The sequence below is a fragment of the Paenibacillus sp. P4_E11 genome, from assembly GCF_056401635.1.
The window spans coordinates 145,317-166,459 of record NZ_JBFUIX010000001.1; the positions used below are offsets into that span (position 1 = coordinate 145,317).

At 48.5% G+C, this 21,143-nt stretch carries 14 protein-coding genes; 5 read left to right on the forward strand and 9 right to left on the reverse strand.

All coding sequences use genetic code 11. The annotated features are described in order from the left end of the window. The first annotated feature begins 89 nt into the window (after positions 1–89). Entirely contained in the window at positions 90–1,457 is a 1,368-nt protein-coding gene (locus tag AC1DWB_RS00560; protein ID WP_477539061.1) for an FAD-dependent oxidoreductase, read from the forward strand. Between the two features lie 395 nt (positions 1,458–1,852). Further along, positions 1,853–2,512: an acetolactate synthase small subunit gene (gene ilvN / locus AC1DWB_RS00565; RefSeq protein ID WP_477539062.1), complete on the forward strand. Its 660-nt coding sequence runs from the start codon at positions 1,853–1,855 to the stop codon at positions 2,510–2,512. A gap of 302 nt (positions 2,513–2,814) precedes the next feature. On the opposite strand, the gene AC1DWB_RS00570 is transcribed toward ilvN, so the two are convergent. From AC1DWB_RS00570 to AC1DWB_RS00590, 5 genes are all read right to left on the reverse strand, one after another. Beyond that, positions 2,815–4,350: an extracellular solute-binding protein gene (locus AC1DWB_RS00570; protein ID WP_477539063.1), complete on the reverse strand. Its 1,536-nt coding sequence runs from the start codon at positions 4,348–4,350 to the stop codon at positions 2,815–2,817. 45 nt (positions 4,351–4,395) lie between these two features. After that, a complete protein-coding gene (locus AC1DWB_RS00575; RefSeq protein WP_477539064.1) occupies positions 4,396–5,277 on the reverse strand; it encodes a carbohydrate ABC transporter permease in 882 nt (293 codons plus the stop codon). A 9-nt stretch (positions 5,278–5,286) separates the two neighbouring features. After that, complete coding sequence (locus AC1DWB_RS00580; protein ID WP_477539065.1) at positions 5,287–6,204, reverse strand: ABC transporter permease; 918 nt, start codon at positions 6,202–6,204, stop codon at positions 5,287–5,289. Between the two features lie 156 nt (positions 6,205–6,360). After that, on the reverse strand, positions 6,361–8,211 hold the full coding sequence (locus AC1DWB_RS00585) for a hypothetical protein (RefSeq protein ID WP_477539066.1): 1,851 nt from the start codon (positions 8,209–8,211) through the stop codon (positions 6,361–6,363). A 56-nt stretch (positions 8,212–8,267) separates the two neighbouring features. Beyond that, positions 8,268–10,604: a DUF4838 domain-containing protein gene (locus AC1DWB_RS00590; RefSeq protein WP_477539067.1), complete on the reverse strand. Its 2,337-nt coding sequence runs from the start codon at positions 10,602–10,604 to the stop codon at positions 8,268–8,270. 341 nt (positions 10,605–10,945) lie between these two features. Here AC1DWB_RS00590 and AC1DWB_RS00595 point away from each other — a divergent pair, with 341 nt between their 5' ends. Further along, positions 10,946–11,800 carry a helix-turn-helix domain-containing protein gene (locus AC1DWB_RS00595; RefSeq protein WP_477539068.1) on the forward strand — a complete coding sequence of 285 codons (855 nt, stop codon included), beginning with the start codon at positions 10,946–10,948 and terminating at the stop codon, positions 11,798–11,800. A 280-nt stretch (positions 11,801–12,080) separates the two neighbouring features. On the opposite strand, the gene pyrH is transcribed toward AC1DWB_RS00595, so the two are convergent. The 3 genes from pyrH to AC1DWB_RS00610 form a co-directional block, all read right to left on the reverse strand. After that, positions 12,081–12,824 (reverse strand): UMP kinase, encoded by a 744-nt coding sequence (pyrH, locus tag AC1DWB_RS00600; protein WP_477539069.1) that lies wholly within the window; start codon positions 12,822–12,824, stop codon positions 12,081–12,083. A 49-nt stretch (positions 12,825–12,873) separates the two neighbouring features. Continuing rightward, positions 12,874–13,014, reverse strand: coding sequence for a hypothetical protein (locus AC1DWB_RS00605; protein ID WP_477539070.1), 141 nt, complete (start codon positions 13,012–13,014; stop codon positions 12,874–12,876). A 140-nt stretch (positions 13,015–13,154) separates the two neighbouring features. Then, positions 13,155–16,802, reverse strand: a complete 3,648-nt coding sequence (locus tag AC1DWB_RS00610; RefSeq protein ID WP_477539071.1) for a glycoside hydrolase family 44 protein — start codon at positions 16,800–16,802, stop codon at positions 13,155–13,157. A gap of 217 nt (positions 16,803–17,019) precedes the next feature. Here AC1DWB_RS00610 and AC1DWB_RS00615 point away from each other — a divergent pair, with 217 nt between their 5' ends. Both AC1DWB_RS00615 and AC1DWB_RS00620 read left to right on the forward strand, forming a co-directional pair. Further along, complete coding sequence (locus AC1DWB_RS00615) at positions 17,020–17,691, forward strand: response regulator (RefSeq protein WP_477539072.1); 672 nt, start codon at positions 17,020–17,022, stop codon at positions 17,689–17,691. Next, a complete protein-coding gene (locus tag AC1DWB_RS00620; protein ID WP_477539073.1) occupies positions 17,681–19,693 on the forward strand; it encodes a sensor histidine kinase in 2,013 nt (670 codons plus the stop codon). Before AC1DWB_RS00615 ends, AC1DWB_RS00620 begins: the two co-directional genes overlap by 11 nt. 73 nt (positions 19,694–19,766) lie before the next feature. Here the strand turns inward: AC1DWB_RS00620 and AC1DWB_RS00625 are convergent, their stop codons facing one another. Then, on the reverse strand, positions 19,767–21,125 hold the full coding sequence (locus AC1DWB_RS00625; RefSeq protein WP_477539074.1) for an ABC transporter substrate-binding protein: 1,359 nt from the start codon (positions 21,123–21,125) through the stop codon (positions 19,767–19,769). Positions 21,126–21,143: the final 18 nt, after the last annotated feature.

Consider the following 21,143-nt stretch of genomic DNA (forward strand, 5'->3'; position numbering starts at 1 on the left):
CAGTTATATTTTACACTAAAGTTAAACTTAATGAATAGCTGCAATCCCGCTACAATGAAAGCATCAGATCGATCTTGTAGGGAGGGCTTATGTTGGAGCACATTCATGATCAAACCTCAATCACAGCCGATGTAGTTGTTGTTGGCGGCGGTCCGGCAGGCATCAATGCTGCGATTGCAGCCGGTCGGGGCGGGGCGAAGACGGTGTTAGTGGAACGTTACGGGTTTCTGGGGGGCATGTCTACGGCTGCACTCGTCTACCCTTGGATGACATTCCATACAGCGGACGGCAAGCAGGTGATCAAGGGCATCGCACAGGAAATCATCGATCGGCTGATGGCGGCTGACGCATCACCGGGCCATGTCCGCGATACGGTAGGGTTCACATCTACCATTACGCCGTATCATCCTGAGGTTTACAAAGTGTTGGCGTTCCGCATGCTGAAGGAAGCCGGCGTCACCTTGCTGCTGCACAGCTTCGTCGATCAGGTCACGATGAACGAAAGCGGAGATGCGATCACATCCGTGCAATTAACGTCAAAGTCGGGGCGGATTGATCTTATTGGGAAGGTGTTCATCGATACGAGCGGGGATGCCGATGTGGCGTATTTGTCCGGTGCTCCTTGCCTGAAAGGGCGGGAGGGCGATAGTCGAACCCAGCCGATGACGATGAAATTCCGTATGCGCGGGGTGGATCTGGGCGTCGTGAAGCAGTATATGATTGACCATCCTGATGAATTCTATCGGAAAACACCGCATGCGGAGCTGCCGAATCTACCGTTGTCCGGCATCTGCGGTTTCTACAAGCATTGGAAAGAGGCGAATCTGCCGATCAATCGTGACCAGGTGCTGTTCTTCACCGGCCCGAATGAGGATGAGGTGCTGGTCAATACGACGCGTGTGCAGGGATTGGACGGGACGAATGTGGAAGATTTGACCGCCGCCGAGGAGCTTGGGCGGGAGCAAGTGTTGATGGTCGCTGATTTCATGACGCGCCACCTGCCCGGGTTCGAGAAGGCTTCGATCTCGCAAGTGGGCGCGCAGATCGGCATCCGCGAGTCCCGTCGTATCGACGGGCAATACGCGTTGACTGGCGAGGATGTAGTCGCAGGCAGGCGCTATACTGATGTAATCGCACGCAGCGGCTATCCGATCGACATACACGACCCGTCCGGCAAGGGCGTCACCTCGGCCGACGTGCAGGGGGACGGCGCTTACGATATTCCGTATCGCTGCCTACTGCCGAAGCACGTAAACAATCTGCTTGCCGCGGGACGCTGCATCTCGACCACGCACGAAGCGCTGGCGACGACGCGGCTGACGCCGAGCTGCATGGCCACCGGCCAGGCGGCGGGCAGCGCGGCAGTGATTGCCGTGCGCGTGGGCGTCAGCCCGCAGGCGATCGACGTACGCGAGCTGCAGGACGTGCTGCGCAGGGATGGTGCGGTGCTGGAGTAAAGACGGCCGTTCCAAGTGATAAAGGACCCCTTGAGCTCAAACATCTTGTTTGAACCTCCCTGATTGTATAAGGGATTCAGCTGTGGGAGGTTCAAGCCAAAACTCGCCGGGGTCCTCTTTTTCACTTTCCACTCCTGTGTTCACAATGAATATGAATACAATATCATGCTTGAACATTTGACTGTCTACCAACCGAGTCCGAATAGGATCGTTTTATTTGAACTTTAATACCAGTCGCACGGCCACGAATGCAGCTGGCCGCTATAACGCTGTTTCATCTTTTCATCACCTTATTTTGCCGAAATTGATCAAATCTACGACATAACGCTGTTTGATCACCTTATTTTGTTTCATTTCTCGAATTTCCTTTGATTTCCGACACCATAGAGTGATGAATGCAGCTGCGAGCGGACAACAAAGTAGACGCGGAACGCGTCTGGAAGACGGCCATGGAGACACCCGGGCCTGTGCTGATCGACTTCGTCGTCTCGAAGGATGAGCTGCTTCCAATGGTCCCACATGGGCATGACGCTGGACGATATGATCCTGGAGGTGCCGCACACATGAGCGAGTCCTGCAAACATACACTATCCGTTCTCGTCCGGGATCATCCCGGTGTTCTACAGCGCATCGCCGGGCTATTCAGCAGCAGAGGTTACAACATGGAGAGCCTTACCGTTGGAGCATCGGAAGAAGAAGGTCTGACCCGTATCACGATCGCGCTGAAAGGCAGCACGGACATGATGATCCAAATCTGCTATCAGCTGTCGAAGCTGGTTGACGTTGTGGACGTACACCACTTGAACATGCATCCCATGCTCTCCCGCGAGCTGCTGCTGATCAAGCTGCTCGCTCCGCCGGAGAGACGTTCGGAGCTATTCGGACTCGTGGATACGTTCCGCTGCTCCGTCGTCGATGTGGGGCAATCATCAGTCGTGATTCAAGTCGTGGGCGACGTGGACAAGAACAATGCTCTTCTTCAACTGTTGTCACCCTACGACATTGTCGAGCTTACCCGTACCAGAGAAACCGCGATGAGCCGAGGCCTCGGCTAGCAATAAGGTAGACGACCACTCATTTCCACCGTTCTGAAGCGCGAAAGATTGCAAAAGGTCGCTTCCAAGCAATGACGAGTCGAACTACGTACACTTACCAAAATGCGTTAAATAAGGCCGCCATTCGGCTAATGGAGAGTAAAACCAATCCATCCGAAATGAGGCGACCTTATTAAACCGTGTACCCGTTTTTAAGCGATTTGCCTACCATCGATTATTCGTCGTTCTCTAGGAAAGCCGCAGATTTCCCCTTTAATCTGTTTTAGCGTGTGTTCCATCTACTCATGAGCAAGTGCAATGGTTTATTTCTTGCTTTCCATTTTTTCAATGTACTCGTTCATGTCTTTGAAAAACGTCTTTCCGAATTTCGTATTCCATTCCTGCAATATCTTTTTATATTCGGCAGCATTTAGTTCTCCAACAATGATTTTCGTTGTAACTTCACTAAATTTTTTATTAAAATCTAAATATTCCGGAGTCTTCGCTACTGACGGAGTGTAATCGCGATCTTTGGACAGAACCATTCTCTTAACAGCCTTCTGAATGTTTGGAACGATCCTTTGCTTCAAATCCTCCGACATGTCCGGGCTAATGAAAAACATGTAGTCATTTGCACGCCGAACCAGATTTTTACGTATAACCGTATCCAGTGGGGGTTTCGTATAAGTTCGTTTGTTATTTTCAACCTTGTAATCATACTCTTCCGTACCATTGTAAATCTGATCCCAGCCTTTATCTGAAAGCATGTAGTCAAATACGTCAACAACTTTTTGCGGATCTTTCGCGTTACGTGTAACCGCCCAAAACCCGTATAGTCCTGTTCCTTGGCCCAACCCTTTTAATTCATCATTTTCATTTTTAACGAATACATAGCTTAGTTCGAAATTCGGATTTACCTTCTTACCCGCAGCGAGAATGATTTCATAATTACCGGCGAACCCGGGGAATACCCCCGTTCTACCGCTTTGAAATCGCTCCAATGCCTTAGTGCCGTCGATCGTAGGCGCATCCGGATCGATTAGCCCTTCCTTGAACAGCTTGGCAGTGAATTCCAATGCCTTGGTATATTTATCACTGTTCAAATCGTATTGAGCATTCATATATTTATATTCGCTGCCTGCGGTTTCCTGCCATCCGTAAAGACCGAGCTCATTTAGGAATGTCGGCCTCAACGACTTGTCGCCTGCTGCAGCAAACCCGAAACCATACGTATCGTGCTTCCCGTTCGCATCCGGGTCTTCTTTCGAAAACTTGCGTAATATATCGGTCATTTGATCTAAAGTAATTTCATTGTTATCTGGAATTTTGATATTTAATTTGTCGAGCCAGTCTTTTCTGAGCCAATAGCCATCTGACCGGATGACTGATGTCCTTGGAAGTCCATAAATTTTTCCGTCATTGTTTACACGTAAAGCGTCCCAGGATATGTCGTATGAATATTTCTTCAAATTTTCTGCATTTTTTAGATACGTGTCAACCGGGATAATGACGCCATCTTTAACGGCTTTTAAATAGGCGCTGTCATCAGGACTCCCAAAAAATACTACATCAGGGTAGTCCCCGGTTGTCAGAGATAATTGAAGGCGCTCAGTATAACCGGTCGACGGCGGAATATCAAATTTGATTTCCGTATTCGTCGCCTTCTCAATGGTTTGAATCAGCAATTTGTCCGTCTCGGACAAATTCGATGAGGCAAAGGTCCCCATTATCTTAATTTTTGCTTTTTGGGTCTCTCCGCTTGATTCACCCGTATTCGTTGGCTGATCCTTGCTGTTGCATCCCGTCACACTGGCCAACGATACTACAGTCAACGCTCCAATTAACGCTTTTTTTAACATGTTTTAGTCTCCCTTTATTTTTATCTATGACAAGGTCCCCCATAGTCATCCCTTGATGGATCCTAGCATAATCCCTTTGACAAAATAACGTTGAAGAAAAGGGTACACCGACAAGATTGGTAGCATAACAATCATTATTGTTGTGTATTTAAGCGTCTCCGGCATTACGTTCATATTGCTGATCTCGGCGCTATTATCCCCTGCTGAAATCTGCAGCATCTTGGCGCCTTCTATCACCTCGCGCAAAAACAACATTAACGGCCAATTTTCCACGGATCGGATATAAATGATTGCCGAGAAAAAGCTGTTCCAATATCCGACCGCCGCGAACAGAGTCAAGGTGGCAATAATTGGCATGGAAAGCGGAACTATAATTTTAAACAAAATATAGGGATCCGAAGCTCCATCCATCTTCGCCGCTTCTTCCAGCTCTTCAGGAATATTCTGCATAAAATTAACCATAAGAATTAAACTAAATGCAGAGAACAGTGCAGGAAAAATGAGGGCGGCCAGCGTGTCCAGCATGCCGAGAGAACGAATAAGATAAAAATTCGGAATTAATCCGCCATTGAACAACATGGTGAATATGACCAGGTTGATCAGAATAGCTCTTCCTTTCAAATGAGTTTTTGAGAGGGGATATGCCGTTATAATATATAAAAATAAACCTATCGCTACGCCACTAACGGTAACAATCAAAGTATTCAAGTAACTTCTAGTGAGTACCGGGTGAGAAAGAAGTTCCTTGTAAGCATCAAACGTAATTTCCTTAGGCCAAATGCGCATTGGATTTTCAAGATAAGCGCTGTACGAGCTAATTGATACCGCTGCAACGTTAATAAGGGGGAACACCATGACCATACAAATTAAAGACAAGACCAAATAATTTGCGATGTCAAACAGCTCGATTCGCTTATGAATTTCCATCTTCATCACCTACCACAAAGATTTTCCGAAAATTCTTGCAATCCGATTGGCAAATATGATCATGACCAATCCGACTACTGATTTAAATAATCCCACTGCCGCTGTAAAGGAGAGCCGTCCTTCCAACAAGCCGACCCGATATGTGTAGGTTTCAAAAACATCAGCAACTCCATAAGTAGTAGGGTTGTATAACAAAAATATTTGTTCAAAACCGATGTCCAAAATATGACCAATTCTTAAAACCAAAATAATCACAATGGTTGTCGATATGCTCGGAAGTGATATATGCCATATTTTCTGAATCCGATTGGCTCCATCGATCGTAGCCGATTCGTATAATGTAGGATCCACCGAAGTCAAGGCTGCTAAATAAATAATCGTACCCCATCCGAGCTCTTTCCATATTTCTGCGGAAATCAATATGGTTCGGAAATATTCCGGTTTGAGCAAAAACTGGATGGGCTCACCTCCAAAATCGACAATCAATCGATTAACCCAACCTGTTGATGGAGATAAGAAGTTAATAATAATACCTGATATGACTACCCACGATATAAAGTGCGGTAAATATAAGACGGTTTGAGATAATCGCTTGAAAAAGAGATTTCGGACTTCATTCAGCATGATAGCCAGTACAATCGGTGCAGGAAATCCAAAAATGACTTGGTAAAAGCTTATGATCAACGAGTTCTTCAATATTGTGAAGAAATCTCCGGATTTGAAAAGGTATTCGAAATTTTCGAATCCAACCCATTTGCTCCCGAATATTCCTCTTGTCAGATTAAAATCTTGAAACGCAATGACAATACCGAACATCGGAATATATTTGAATATAAACAGATACAAAAAGCCTGGTATCAACAGAATATACAGCCACTTGTTCTTTTTAAAATAACGCCAGGTTGCAATATTAGTTTGAGTATTCATTCCGCTTTTCTCCCTAGTTGATGCTTCTCAATTGAATTATTCGCATATGATTTCTATCATAAAATGTTCTAGTTCCTTCCGATTGTATATACAATGGCAGGCCAGGGTTAAGTTTTGGCCTGCCATTTCATCATAAAAACTAGATTGTTGGGGCAATCACGCTACCGACCCAGACATCTTGAATACTCTCCATGTCCCGCCTATGTATCGGCAAACAAATAGCGTCGGGCCTGTCACTGCTACAGCCAGAGATGCCACCCCATTAACCAGCGAAACTGCGTCGTCTGCCTCAAATGTAACCACGCCAGGAATAGATCCATCAGCTAAGGTGCCATGCAGGAATATCTCTATAGTATCGTGACCAAATAACTGATTAAGTGTCTTGTTATATTTCAGCTTAATGATACCGAACGCACTAGCGCCGCCTGTAGTCTGTGCTACAACCTTAGTCTGCGATGTGGGTCTTCCCGTTTCCAGAACCGGACGATAGGTAGAAACCCCAAGTCCATTCTGATAGCCTCGATAGTTGAGACCTAGATTGCTGCCGATTGCCACCGGCGTGGTGCCGTGGTTGTAATTTCTGAATGAGCCTGTCAGCACCACAGCACGGGAGGCTTTCAATTTCCATTGATCTGCATTAGGCAGTGCTGAGATTACAGAGTATGTCGCATTTACAGAACAGGCTAGGAAATCAACACCGTTTGCTTCGAAGTAAGCGCTTAAACATACGCCTCCCTGAGAGGCACCGTCAGTCTGATTGCCTACACTCATCCCGACTCCATTAAACTGCGTCACCAGCTTACTGATAGATACTGGATACAATGACTCGTCTTTCACTCCGCAGGCACAACAAAGTGTTCTTGCTAGTCCGATATTGCCTGCGGAAGTATCCACACCTATTTTATACACCCCCGAGCCTATCACGTAGTATGGAGTGTACGCCTCTTCATCAGTGGTGACCCATGGGCTTACGTTTACTTTGCCTGAAACTCGATCTATACTCTTAATGTATTTTGCCTCAGAAACTTTTTGAGTAGAATTATAATAAAGAAGGAAGTCACCTACGTTCAGCTCATCCGGTATGTTAGAGCAAGACACCTCAGAAATCTGACTGGGCACGGCGCTTAGGCCAGTGTGATTGTATCCAGTTACTGTGGCCTGCAGGTTTGGCAGGCCACCAGAAGGCGCTGCTGCACCGCAGTACCGAGCAGTAATAGTGCCAATATTGAATTCGGTAGAAGTACCTAGAATTTCGACGCCATTTCGCTTGAAATACCAGCACTCGATTTCAGAAAACGTAAACATTGAGCTGTTGAAAATCTTAAGTCCATTCCAGTTTTTCCTAGTATTGTAAGTGGATGTTCCTAAACCCAGTAGGGTAAGTTTACCTTCGAAAGCAGTTTGCCAGTATCCAGACAAAGTTAGCAAATATCCAGTAGATGAGTAATTCGATATGAGGGTCATGTGCCCCGTAAAGGTTCGAGCGTATGTTTGCCCGGTTTTAGGGTTTACGTTCTGTCCGGTAGCGGAAATAAGATCCGCAGAAATCAAGAAATCTCCTGACCAATCCGCAAGTGCTATCGGATGAGTCGCGATGTAGTTAAAAAATGCTTGTAAGGATACCGTGTCATCAGTAACTCGATCCCCTTTGGCTCCGAAGTCAAATGGCGTAACTCTTTCCCTCGCCTTTTCCTGTAACGTGGTTGCTACCGCGCCAACTCCGTCTTGTATAAAGCCAACTAACCTAGCACCATTAGGACCCGCCAGATCAGCTTGCAACTGCTGACAGTCGCAGTCCGGGTTTCCGTATACCGCCTCGGTCACCGAAGTTTCCGCTTTACCGTATGCCGTTAATGACGGGGAAATCACTCTCTGTGTTGCGATTGCGGCGCTAGCCATACCAAATGCGGCTAAAAGCTTTCTCCGACTAATCCTTTTTTCGAGTCGTTCCAGCGCCGCGTCATCTGCGTCATCCCCAAGTACTGGGCCCTTCTTTTCATCTGACATTGCCCATTCCTCCTTGTTCGTCAATAGAACCCTTTTCTACACGCCTGGGCTTCCATTTATTCCCCTGGCTGATAGAACATCGCTGGTCCGGCAATCCCCCCGGTGCCCAGTTCATCAAGTATCTCGTTGTGCGTATCTACAACAATCACGTTGGGTCGATCGAAGATAACCGCATTACTAGCATCAAACACCCAGGGCTTCATTAATGCAGAACCCTGCTGCACAACAGGCAATTCCTTACCGTTGACCCAAACACGGGCAGTTTCGTCGATGTTACCGAACCAAAGCCATATAGGATGACCGTTGTTATAAGTTGTCGGTAGTGTAACCGTTGTTCGGTACCAGACATCCCCCTTGAAGTATCGTAGCCCCTGATCGGACCATGTCTCGGAATACGTCTTGAGCTTCATCCATGATTGTAAACCCAGTTCAGGTTTCCATAACCCAAGTTGATCACCATGTTTATCCGGAAATAACATGGCGGACCATTCATCGGGTAACTTGGCGACAATTCGACCGCCGTTTGTTACACGTCTATAAGCATCTTCTACAATGGTGGTCCAAAAATCATCGGTGTAAAGGTATGATGCCCAGGGCGAAAGAATAACAGGAGAATGCGAAATCGCTTCAAAACGAAGCCTTCGGATGTCATCGAGTTGTTGTTTCGCCTTGATAAAATCAAAGCGATTGATCGAATCCATCATCTCAAGAAAGGTATTGCCGAAATCAAAAGCCACACGCACCATATGTACCCGCTTGGCGTACATCGGATCACTAGATTTCTCCGCATTTTTTTCCGCTTTACTTAGCGATTTTTCCAAATCCTTCATTACTTTGCTTGTCAATATGTGCGGAAAGTCATAAATGTTTCCTGTAAAATAATCTGCTTCGGCGAATGCCTTTTCCAAATCGTCAAAGTGCTCTCTCATCGGTTTGGCTGCAGGCCCATATAATTTTTCAAAATAATCGGTTAATAGAGTTTGCACATCCAGTTCTGTATTCCACTTCATTTTGGCATCCAGATATAGCGCAGGTCCTTGGTATCCCCAGGCAGGTAAAACCTCAGCTTTAGCTCCTAAGAGACCTTTCTCTTTGTAATACTTAAGTTCACTAGCAGCTTGATTGATCATGGGGAAGGGCAGTCCGGGATCGGCAAGGTCAAAGCGGTAATCGTACATAAGTGCTTTAACACCAAGTGCCTGCCAACCGTCAATTATATCTCCGAGATAATTACGCTCCCATGAGAGGTCATTTCCAATAGCATGTATCCGCTCAACCGTGATAGGGGCGATTAACGGTACGATTCTCTGATCGGGCGTCCAGCGCACTGGAGGACGCATATAACTGCTGTAGGCAAACAATACAATTTTGACTTTCGGATAACCAGCTGCATCCAACCGCTCCAACACTAGGTTTACAAATTTTATATACCGATCTGTCGTCGATTTCGTTCCGTTCAATGCATCGTAATCAACCGCATCCCAATCGGGATCTGGATTAATCACCTGGGGAACCCCGTCTATAGGCGACATGCTGAGATACTTAAGATCAGGGGTTTTTGTCAATTGTTCAAGCGACCCTTGTACAACACAGTCCAAAACTTCGGGTTTGGTTACGTCGATATGCCCTGTAACTTGCCCTTTATCGTTTTTCAGAAACAAATCCGGTCTTTGTTTGTTGGTGATTTTGCATGGAAATGATTGGGCACCAACATTCCATTCAATAAGTCGCATATGCTTAGCCCAAGGCTTCATTTCTTCTTTATTATAGACATAGGGGATCGTCTTGAGAGTCTGATAACTACTGTCGGGTTTTTGCATACGGATGTCGAAGGAGGGATGTTGGATTGTATCCTGCTCTCGTATACTCACTGTATCCTTAGTAGGGATAACGGTACCGATTTCGCCGGGCATGAACCAGCGAACCCCAAGCTGTTCCAACAGGTCGTAGGCGGCATACAGCGTCCCTTGATCGGAAAGTCCGTTCAGTTGTATGGAGTTCCCTGCTGCCAGGATCCGGAATGAATCGGGATTATCCCCGCCTACTGCAATTGCGGCTTTACTTCCCTCCACATCGGGGGCCGATTGTCCGATAAAAATCTTCGTTCGACTCTCCCCATTAACAACACCATACACGGCACTCGTGATCGGTAGATCGGCACCGGATATCTTTATAATATAATCATGCAACTCTTGAGCAGCCTGTTGCTCCGTCGTTGTCGCATTTGCGGCAAGTATGATCGTTGCTTTCGGTTGTCCACCGCTCACGAGCGGTATAGACGACATAGCAGGGGGGGCCTGACTTACTCCATCAGCAAATACGGGTGAACCATAAGCAGTCAGGAGCAATATACAGCACAAAACAGTAATCCATCTCATTAAAGATTGTTTCACGAATGAACACCCTTTCATCACTTATCATTGATCAAAAGACTTCCATGCCCTCATACCATTTGTGTTAACAGGGTAAATGATGCCTTTGGTTGAGATGGTGTACCCTCCGGGAAATCCGATGAATTAGGAATGATCGGAAAAAGAAAGCGCTACCTATTTACTTGTAAAAAACGATTCGCCGCCTCCGTAATGATCCATAATATCGTAAAATCCGCTCTCCTTTCTTGAATCAGCATTAGAAATGCTTCTACGATCTTACAGGTCAAAGTATATGAAATATATTCACCTTTTCATATGCACCATGTTACTATGAAATTAGCACTTTATTTCATTGTAGGGGAGTGTTTTCCCTGAATCTTCCTTCTGCTGATAGCATGCGTCCTCATTTTCTTCATTTATTGTATTGGACGAATAAGGATCGATTTTTACTGAATGTAGATACTTATCCGAATTGGATTCTATTCGCAATAGAAGAAGGAAGTTTTGAATTCCAAATTGGTGAAGAGAAAGGGATTGTAACCGCCGGTGATTTGGTATTGAGTCCGCCATTCATTCCTTTCCGGCGAAAAGTTATTCAAAATCTGTCTTTTTTTTCGATCAACTTCATTTGGAAAAGCCTGTCGGGAGAAAAGCCCATTACGGATCCCCATCGACTATCAACGATCCCCATCGGCAAGGTATCCGTGCTCAATACTGATCGATTGATTTCAACTTATAGCTACTTAAAGAATCTGCACAATAAACATGACCCTACGAGCATTCATCAAAAAAATCATTTACTAAACGATATTTGGCTGCTTTACTGCCTGGAATCTAACCTTGCGAAGAAATCGAGTTGGAACCCGGATCACGTCATGAGCGTTGCTTTGAATCTGATCAAAGAACGCTGTTTCGAATATAACTTCTGTATGAAGAATTTATCGGATGATCTGGGTCTTACCCCCGTTCAATTCACCCGAAGATTCAAAACGGCTTATGGAATAACACCATCGGATTACGTAACGGAATTGAGAATCACCAGAGCCAAACATCTTTTGGCTGAAACCACAGTATCACTCCAAGGAATCGCAGACATTTGCGGGTTTGAGAGCGGAAATTATCTCAGCCGTATTTTCTCCAAAAGATTGAATACGCGCCCAACGCATTACCGCCGCATGCATGGGATTCAAGAAGATAACGGGAGTCAGCAGCATTAAGTGTTTTCTGCAGGTGACTGGGTTAGACAAGGGAAAGAAGATAACAAAAAAAACCCGAGCAGCAGCAATTTGCTTGTTCTGATCGAGTTACTTTTTGTTTAGTTGTATTCGTTTCCAGTACAGAACTTTTTATACCATCACGAACCGGACGTGCGTGCCCCTTTCAAGGCATTGGCGATTTAATAAGAAATTTTCCTCCCCCATCATGAACGAAAAGGTTGCAGAAGGTCGATTCCAAGCAGAGGCGAGTCGAAATACGCACACCCGACAGTCAAGCCGCCTAGTCGCAATAAGCCAGCACGGAGTCGGGACTGATGACCGTGCCGTTGTCACGACCTATGCAGATGTCCCTCATGGAACCCGGCTTGTCGAAGTTGAACACGTGGATCGGTAAGTTGTAATCGCGCGCCAGGATGAAGGCCGACTGGTCCATTACCTTCAGGTCGCGCTGTAGCACATCGTTATAATGTAGGGACTTGTACTGCTTCGCCTCCTTATCCAGACGAGGGTCGGCGCTCAATACCCCATCCACCCCTTGCTTTGCCACGAGCAGCGCCTGGCAGTTCACTTCAATTGCCCGTTGGACGGAAGGGTAGTCCGTTGTCACATAAGGCTGCCCATTCCCGCCCGCGAAAATAACAATGTATCCTTTTTCCAAGTGGTGGATCGCCCTCAGCCTGATATATGGCTCGGCTACGGAAGCAATCGGCAACGCCGTCATCACACGAACCTCTCGTTCGGTCTTGGCCTTCAGCACGCCTCTCAGCATCAGGCTGTTGACGACGGTCGCCAACGTGCCGATATTGTCGGCCTCGGCCCGCTCGATGCCCCAACTCTCTGCCATATTGCCGCGGAAGATGTTGCCCCCACCGATGACGATACACACCTCCACGCCTAGCTCCACAACCGACATGATTTCACCTGCAATGTGATCCAGTCGCTCCGGCTCGAAGCCGAACTCGCTTTTCCCCGCGACTGCCCCTCCACTTAGCTTGATCAATACCCGATTATACCTGTTGCCCATACGATCGCCTCCTTGGATTCATAAAAAAAACACCGAAGCCACAATAGCTTCAGTGTTCCAAGTCTTCAACGAAATGAAAATAATAGGAGCCGCTCGCAGCCACCCGGTTGCCGATCCCGTACAACGATTCGATCAACGATCCAATAACCGACCTGCACAACGATTCAGTCCCTGACAAGCTTACCCCCATATTCCCATTCCCTTCCATGTGAAAATCATCAACTCATTGTATTACGTCCCACCGGATTTTGCAACTGCCTATTGAACCCGTTTCAGGGTCATCTACTACAAAATTAAAGCTGCCGAGATCTCTCTCGACAGCTTACTTGGTTATGGGATAACGATCAGTGCAGCCGATCTAGCTTTCAGCTTCACGGTGAAGCCTTCTTCCTTCGCCGCCATATGTTCCGTTAAGGCGAGACGATTGTTCGTATCAAATCGGTATACTTCCGCGTTGTTAGTGGCTTTGAATTGACCCGCCACCTCAACCGACCGCTCTGCAGTGTCTTTGTTGAACAAGAGCACATACGTCTTGCCCGTTGGAGAGACGATCGTATACGCACCGACCGCGTCCGAGATGGAACTAGTCGTACGAACACTGTCACCAGTGATGCGGCTGCCTTGACCATCATAGTTCAAGTACAGCTTGAACGCATCCTCGAGTGGCGTATTCGCAGGCAGCGTACCGAAGCGAGTGGCGAGATCGACGCCTTCTCGACCGAAGATCGCCATAGCTTCCGCCTGAGCCATACCGGAGCTAATGCCATTGCCATTACCGAAGTTGTACTCGGTAATCGCCAGCTTCGTACCCGGCATGTTCCGCTCTATTATGTCCTTCATCCGGGGAATGAGCTTGATCGGCTCCTGAATCCAGGAATTATCCACGAAGTTCGGATCATAGAGCGACTTCAACGCTTGGAAGCGGCGTTTGACAGCAGCCGGTCCTTCATCGAATGTCGGCACGTTATTCTCTTGTGAGTAGTAATGAATATCTAAGTAATCGATCAGGGAAACTCCGGTAGCTTGCTTGTAGGCTGCAGCCTTCTGCAAGTACCATTCCAGGAACGGCTGGCCGCCATGTGCCGCACGGTCTGCACCTTCCGAGCAACTATCAGCGGAAGAATAGAAGTACGCGCACCAGCCCCAAGATGTCGGTCCGAAGATCCGTGCTTGACTGTCTTTTGCCTTAATGGCAGCAGCATATTTCTCAGTAAAGCCCCACATCTCATCATAGGTCGGCGGATTCGGATGAACGTCGCGATGTGTGACGTACCAGATCTCCGGTTCGTTGTCCAAGGCATAGTCGTGAACCAGATTGCCCGTACGTGCAGCGATATGATCGATCCAGCGGGTAGCGAAGTCAGTGCCGACTCGGATGGACGTATCCTCCGGATCATTGTTCGTGACCAGTTGCCCGCCTTTCAGTACTCCATTACCTGCATCCGGAATCTCGACCGGTTGGCTTTCCTGCTTGCCGTACTTTTTCTGTGAGAAACCGTAGGCGGTCTCCCGTGACTTCGGTGTCCAGCCGATTGTAGGAATCGTCAGCAGCACTTTGCCTTGACGGCTGATCGTCTGATCGATGAAGCGGTCGGACATCGAACCAGCTGGGTCCTGCTCATAAGGAGCGTTCAAGAAATACCAGTCGGACGCCCGATTCGATACATCCAGCTCCCAATTATAACGTGTCGTGTTATTGCCACCCCAACGTTGTACTGGGAAGGGGAGTGTAGAGTCGGTAGGGTGCATATCGTCGAAATTAATACCGTAAATGTCCGAATTAATCGAACGCCGATCCGCTTCCTTATCAACGGTTACCCGCAAGGACGGCAACTGCGGCTCCGGCAGTTGGCCGGATTGCGTATTGCGCAACAAGCTGACGTCATCGATATAGACGGCCGCTTGATTGTCTTCAGTCGAAGCTTGGAAGATCAATCCGTCGAAATCTTCGTTCTGAAGCCCCATATCGGCAAAATTGATGACGAAGTGTGTCCATTGTCCTGCTGGAATGGATCCACCCGGAGCGTACTCGTTCAGATCGACGGCTCCTTGTGCCGATGTTCCATTATAGGCGTGAAGCATGAGCTTCTGACCGCCAGTCGTTCCACCGTACAACCAGAAATCTACGCCATAATAATCCGAGACATTACGCTTCGTATTAGCTGCGAACCATACGCCATCCCAACCGTCAGGTTCGAACTTCACAGCATTTGATCCACTATGCTTCTGTTCGGTATTGGCGAGATCCTTGTCGTGCCAGCTCTGATTGCGGAATCCGTTCTTCAACACGTCATCGTAGACGGTTTCTGCCGTAACTTGCGTAACCTGAACATAGGCGACAGCGGTCATCGACTTGTATGTTGCTGTTATCTTGGCAATCCCAGGCGATACTGCTTTCACAGCACCCTTCTCCACACGTACAACATCCGGTTTGTCAGACAGCCATTCGGCGTGCTCGGACACTACGTTCGTTACTGCAGTCTCCAGGAATGATTCTGCATCCAAGCGCTGCTCTTCACCAGGCAGCAGCACCATCTGCGTCCGATTCATCCGGACTTCCAGAACGGCAGGCGGCGCTATATACTTGCGGATAAGTGCGACATCGTCGAGATACAGGGCTGCTTGAGTCCCTCCACTCGTTCCTGCGATCAGCAAACCATCGAACAGTTGACCTGGCAGTTTAAGATCCGGCAGCATAATCTCTGCTTTCACCCAAGCTCCGGCCGGAATAGCCCCTCCGGCGGCGTCAGCAAGCGAGATTTCCTTAACCGCTTGACCACCTGACATGAAGACGAGCTTCGCTTGTTGCCCGCCGACTGTGCCTCCGTTGACCCATATTTGCAGCTTCTCGTACTCTTTCGTCGACAATATACGATCGCTGTAGAAGTACAAGCCGTCATCGCCTCTTGGCGAGAACCGAATCGATTGCGTACCGGAATGCACAGTACCCTCTTCGTTCAGAGCCCTCGTTGCCCAGCTGTAGTCGGTGAATCCTTCCTTAAGATGGTCATCGAAAATATATAGCCCGTCAATCGGCTCAATTGGTACAGCAGGACCGTTATTTCTCGCTGTGACCTGAACCGGGAGAAGCGCCTCGCGTGCTTCATACACGGCACGAATGACTGTTGTGCCGGCCTTGATGCCCTGCACCAAGCCTCCCGAAACCGCGGCAATCGACTCATCTGCCGAACTCCAGGCCGCCTTAGCCGTTACATCAGCTAGCGTCCCATCAGTCAATTGCGCAGTCAGAGGTGCGGACTGCTGGTCTCCTGCTCGAACGTTCATCTGTTCCGTTCCGAAAGTCAGGTTTACAACTTGTGATGTAGGTGTCGGTGTTGGTGTCGGTGTTGGTGTTGGTGTTGGTGTAGATGTTGGCGTTGGTGAAGGAGTTGGTGTTGGGCCACCCCCGGTACCGCTCGCCGGAACAAATGCCATATCGTCGAGGTAGACCATCTCTTGGTCACCATCGCCCCACAGCCATATTCCATCGAGCAGCCCACGGATGCCAATCTCCTTCAAGTTGACCCGTACTTCCGCCCATTTCCCTGCAGGAATACCTCCGGGAACTATACTTTCCACTTGACGTTCTGCCACGCTCTGTCCTCCAAGTGAGAACACGAGCTTCAGCTTCTGACCGCCCTTCTCTCCTCCATGAATCCAGAAGCGGAATACGTCATAGTCATCCGCGTTCATGATGCGATCTTTGTAGAAATACAGGGCCTTTCCCCCATCCGGATCGAGGCGTACCGCCCGACTGCCCGAATGTACGGGCGCTGTTGAGGCATCATCCATATCTGCCCAGCTGTAATTGACGAAATCCGAGGACAACGCCTCGTCGTACACCACCAGCGAGTTCGCTTCCGCGGCACGTGCCGACGGCAACCCGACGAGCCCTTGAGGCCACAGCAGCGTAGTTGCAAGCATTAGCGCCGCCGCGAACCTGACCTTCTTCGTTCCATTGCTATTTCTCCGTATCATTACTTTCTTCTCCTCTCACAATCCTGGCTCGGCTTCCATGCCGTGCTCTTCGATAATCATACTTCCAGTTATTGTCATGCAGCCAGTGACAGGGTGTCATCAGTTTTGTCATTTCCCGTCATCGATATCGACTAACGTCTGCCAACGTGGAAATAAATGTGTTACCCTTGGTTCAGGGAGGATATCCCAAATCACAAACCAAAGAGGTAAACCCGTCATGATTCGAATAATAATAGCCGATGACCAAACGTTGCTGAGAGATGGTCTCCAAACGATCCTGAATCTGGAGGACGATATGGAGGTCGTGAAAGTAGTCAGTAATGGGTTGGAAGCATACGAAACTACCGCAGAGCTGAGACCTGACATTGTTCTGATGGATATTAAAATGCCCGTCCTCGACGGAATCGAAGGCATGAAACGCATCAAGCGCGATTATCCGGATACGATTGTATTAATGCTCACCACGTTCGCCGAAGACAAATTCATAGTCGATGCCATGTCTGGCGGTGCCAACGGCTTCCTGTTGAAGGACATGGCAGGCGAGCGCATTGTGCAAGTGGTCCGGGAAGCTATGGAGGGGGATGTGATGCTGCCTGCTACTATTGCTGCTAAGCTGGCCATGCGACTGGCTTCCTTATCACAGGTCGGAAGCGATGCCTTCGACGAGATGGAGCTGAAGCAGCAAGGACTTACTTTTACAGAACGGGAGCGTAAAATTATTCTGCTCATGCTGGATGGACAAAACAACAAGCAGATTGCTAGCACCTTGTTCATGAGTGAAGGAACCGTCCGCAACTACATCAGTGTCGTCTACAATAAAATCGGCACGAACGATAGGTCAAAGGCTGTTGCTCTATTGAAGGAGCTGATCCATAAGGATGCGACTTAGCACGCCTCTCCCGCTCCTACTTATGCTGTTGTTAGCCATCATTGGTACTTCCCTGTTTCAGTCAACCGCTTTCTCAGCAGTAGGACCTTTGCGGAATGAGGACTCCGATACGATATTCTTTTATCCGAACGGGTGGCTCGTCCATTGGGGGGATACTACCGATCCAGCTTCGATTACAGACTGGGAACCATTCGGCATCGATATTCAGAAGCAAATGCATACATACAAGGGTGTGCTGTGGATTCGCCGTACACTTCCCACCCTTTCTGCCAGAGATCCTTACCTATTTCTGTTCGGGTTCAAGCAATTCGAGGTGTTCATCAACAGTCGTCCGGCCTACAGGTTCAATATGGAAAACACCCGTGAACGCATACAAATTCTTACGCCCCTGTATCCCGTTCGCTTGCAACCCGATGATGCAGGCAAGCAAGTGACGATACGGTTGTTCTGGAATCGCGCTTATATGCCGAATGGCTGGAACGGAATTGGCACCCGCTATCAGATGTTGTTGAACGCCTTGGTAACCGAATGGCCGTTCTTCGTGTATGCCCCCTTATTCACAAGTGCAGGGCTGCTCTCGGCTGTCTTGTTCCTGAGGAGACGGAAGGAACGCATCTATATCTGGTTCTCGCTGCTCGCTTTGTCAGCTGGAGTCGGCATTGCCGGCAAGATGGTGCTTCTGCAGTGGCTATTCGAAATGAATGGCTATTATTATTGGAAAGATTTGCTGCTCTCTTTGGGCATATATGCTTTTATCGGGTTTTATGGCGAGGCCTTGCGGTTAAGCCGATCCTGGATTTATCGTGTCATGAAGAGCATCCTGCTCGCCTACACGCTGGTCACCGCAGTCGTCGCATGGTGGAGCGGCTTGCTGTACTGGAGACTTATGGTCGACTGGCTGCCCTTTTGCTGCGTCCCCATTCTGGTCGTCGTGAGCGTCTCGCTGTTCCGGACATTTCGCGAGCATCGCGACCGGGAAACGATATGGCTTATGCGCGGATATATCGTACTGCTGTTGACGGGACTCATCTACTTGACGCTTAATTATTCTCCGACTCTGCTGAATGCGATCAATTCTTTGTCACCAATTATGCCGCACGTCATCTTCCATGAACTACCTGGCGGTCTATTGTTGTTCATGCTGTGTCTCGCTATGGTGCTGTTCCATCGATTTATGCAGGTATACCGGCAAGTGGAACGCCATACAGCGGAACTGGCTGTTAAGAACGAAGAGCTGGAACGATTTCATCGCTCACTCGAAAACTTGGTGGACATTCGAACGCGCGAGTTGGAGGAAGCCAACCGTTCCCTTGAAGCTTCTCTTCGGGAGAAGGCGGAGACGTTGGCGGAAGTGTCGGTATTGGAGGAGCGCAACCGGATTGCACATGAAATCCACGATGTAGTCGGCCATACGTTGACCGCTGCTATCGTGCAGCTGGAAGCTTCGAAGAAACTGGCAGGACGTGACTTGGCGAAGGCGRCAGAGAAGTTCGATGTCATCAACGGCTTGGTGCGCAAAGGGCTCGACGACATTCGCCGCTCGGTGCGGCTGTTGAAGGACGAGGGCGAGCCGTTCGACTTGCATGCTTCGCTAGGGGAGCTGATCCGGGACACGGAGCAGACGATGGGGGTTGCGATTGAAGCTTTCATTGAACCGCTCCAACCTATGGGCTCGCTAACGCAACGTGTGATCTATCATGCGCTGCAGGAAGGGCTGACGAATGGCATTCGCCATGGGCATAGCAGCCAGTTCACGTTCCGCTTGTACCGGGCCGGATCACGACTGCGGTTTATCCTGGACAATGACGGAGAACCGTTCGGACTAGCCAAGCCTGGCTTCGGGCTGACTACGATGATGGAACGCGTCCACTTGCTGGGAGGGAGTGTTAGAGTAGGTGTCGGGGACGCGAATCAAGGGGCTGAGGATAGCACGAATAGCGATACAGCTCCGACAGCCGGATGTAGACTGGAGATTACGTTGCCGCTCGCGGCTGAAGACTAGTCCCCAAAAAAACAAAACAGCGGCAGCCATGGACGAAAAAATAAAGTCCGAGGCTGCCGCTGATTTATTGAACTTATTTTTTTGTTGCTATTACTTCCTGAATTTTTTTGTTGGCCGCCTCGTCGGCTTCTCTCAAGGCAGTATTTATATCTTTTTGCCCTGTAACGACGGACGTATACGCCGAATACAAGAATCCCGGCACTTGACTGAAATAAGAGTTGAACGGATAAGGGGATGCGGCGGATTCGAGCGGTACGGCTGCTTTCAAATTTTTACCTGCCAGCTTCGGCATGTCTTTGCCGAGCACACCCATCAAATTGTCAATTTTGATCGGAGGTACGTACCCCAGCTTCGCGAAATCCTTCTGGAATTCCTCAGAACCGATGTAGGCGGCTGCGAGGAACGCCTGGTCACGGTTTTTACTCGTGCTGGCGATGGCATAGAACGGGAGCTGCAGGCCGGGACCCGCCTTCGGAGCTTCCTTGAACCTCGGAAGCTCGACGAGATCCCAATTGATCGTCGTCGTATTGGCAAAATCCCAGGAACCGGCGCTTTGCGCGGCAACCATGGCTACGGTACCGTCCTTCCAGAAAGGATCGACGTAACTCGGGACGAACGCATTTCCGTTAATAAGATGGAACCGCGCAAAGTTATCGATGATTTTTTTCCAATTGTCGTTGTTGAGCGTCGCCTTATTCGTCTTCGTATCGATAAAGCCTTGGGACAATTGGTTGACCGGGAACAGATGGCCGTACCCCTCCTGAAAGCCCATATATTGGACGCCGCCGTCTTGTCTTGTCAGTTTGCTGGCTAATTCATAAACTTCATCCCACATCATGCCGTCTTTCGGATAAGCGACTCCGAATTTATCGAAAATGTCTTTGTTGTAAAACAGCGCTGTAGATACGGTCGCATTCGGAATACCGTATATTTCCCCGTTTTTGCCAAACATCCTCATTTGCTCCTGAACGGCAGGGTATAATTTGTTCATATCGTATCCGTATATTTTGATCAAATCGGAAACGTCGTTCTGCAGCTCGTTGTCGGCCATTAGTGAATAAAAGCTCGCGCCGCTTACTTTGACCAGATCGATCGAGACACCTTGCGCGATCAGTTCAGATATAGATCCACCCCCGTTGTTCTTATTGGCGGAATACAGCTTGAAGGACATGTTAGGGTACTTTTTCTGGATTTTGTTGCCATACAGCTCCATGAACATCTCCTGGGTATAGGTCGCCGAGTTCTCGAACACGTTGATAACGACCGGCTTGGAGGTCGCTGACGCAATTTTGGTGGCGAAATCATTCTTCTCGGGCGCAACTCCGTCTCCCTGTCCGTTTGGTTTCCCCCCTGTGCTGTTCCCGCTACTACATGCGCTAAGCGCCAATACAAGAATCATGCTTACGATTGCGATCGCCCGTTTTCGGATCATTGAAAGCTCCCCTTTCAT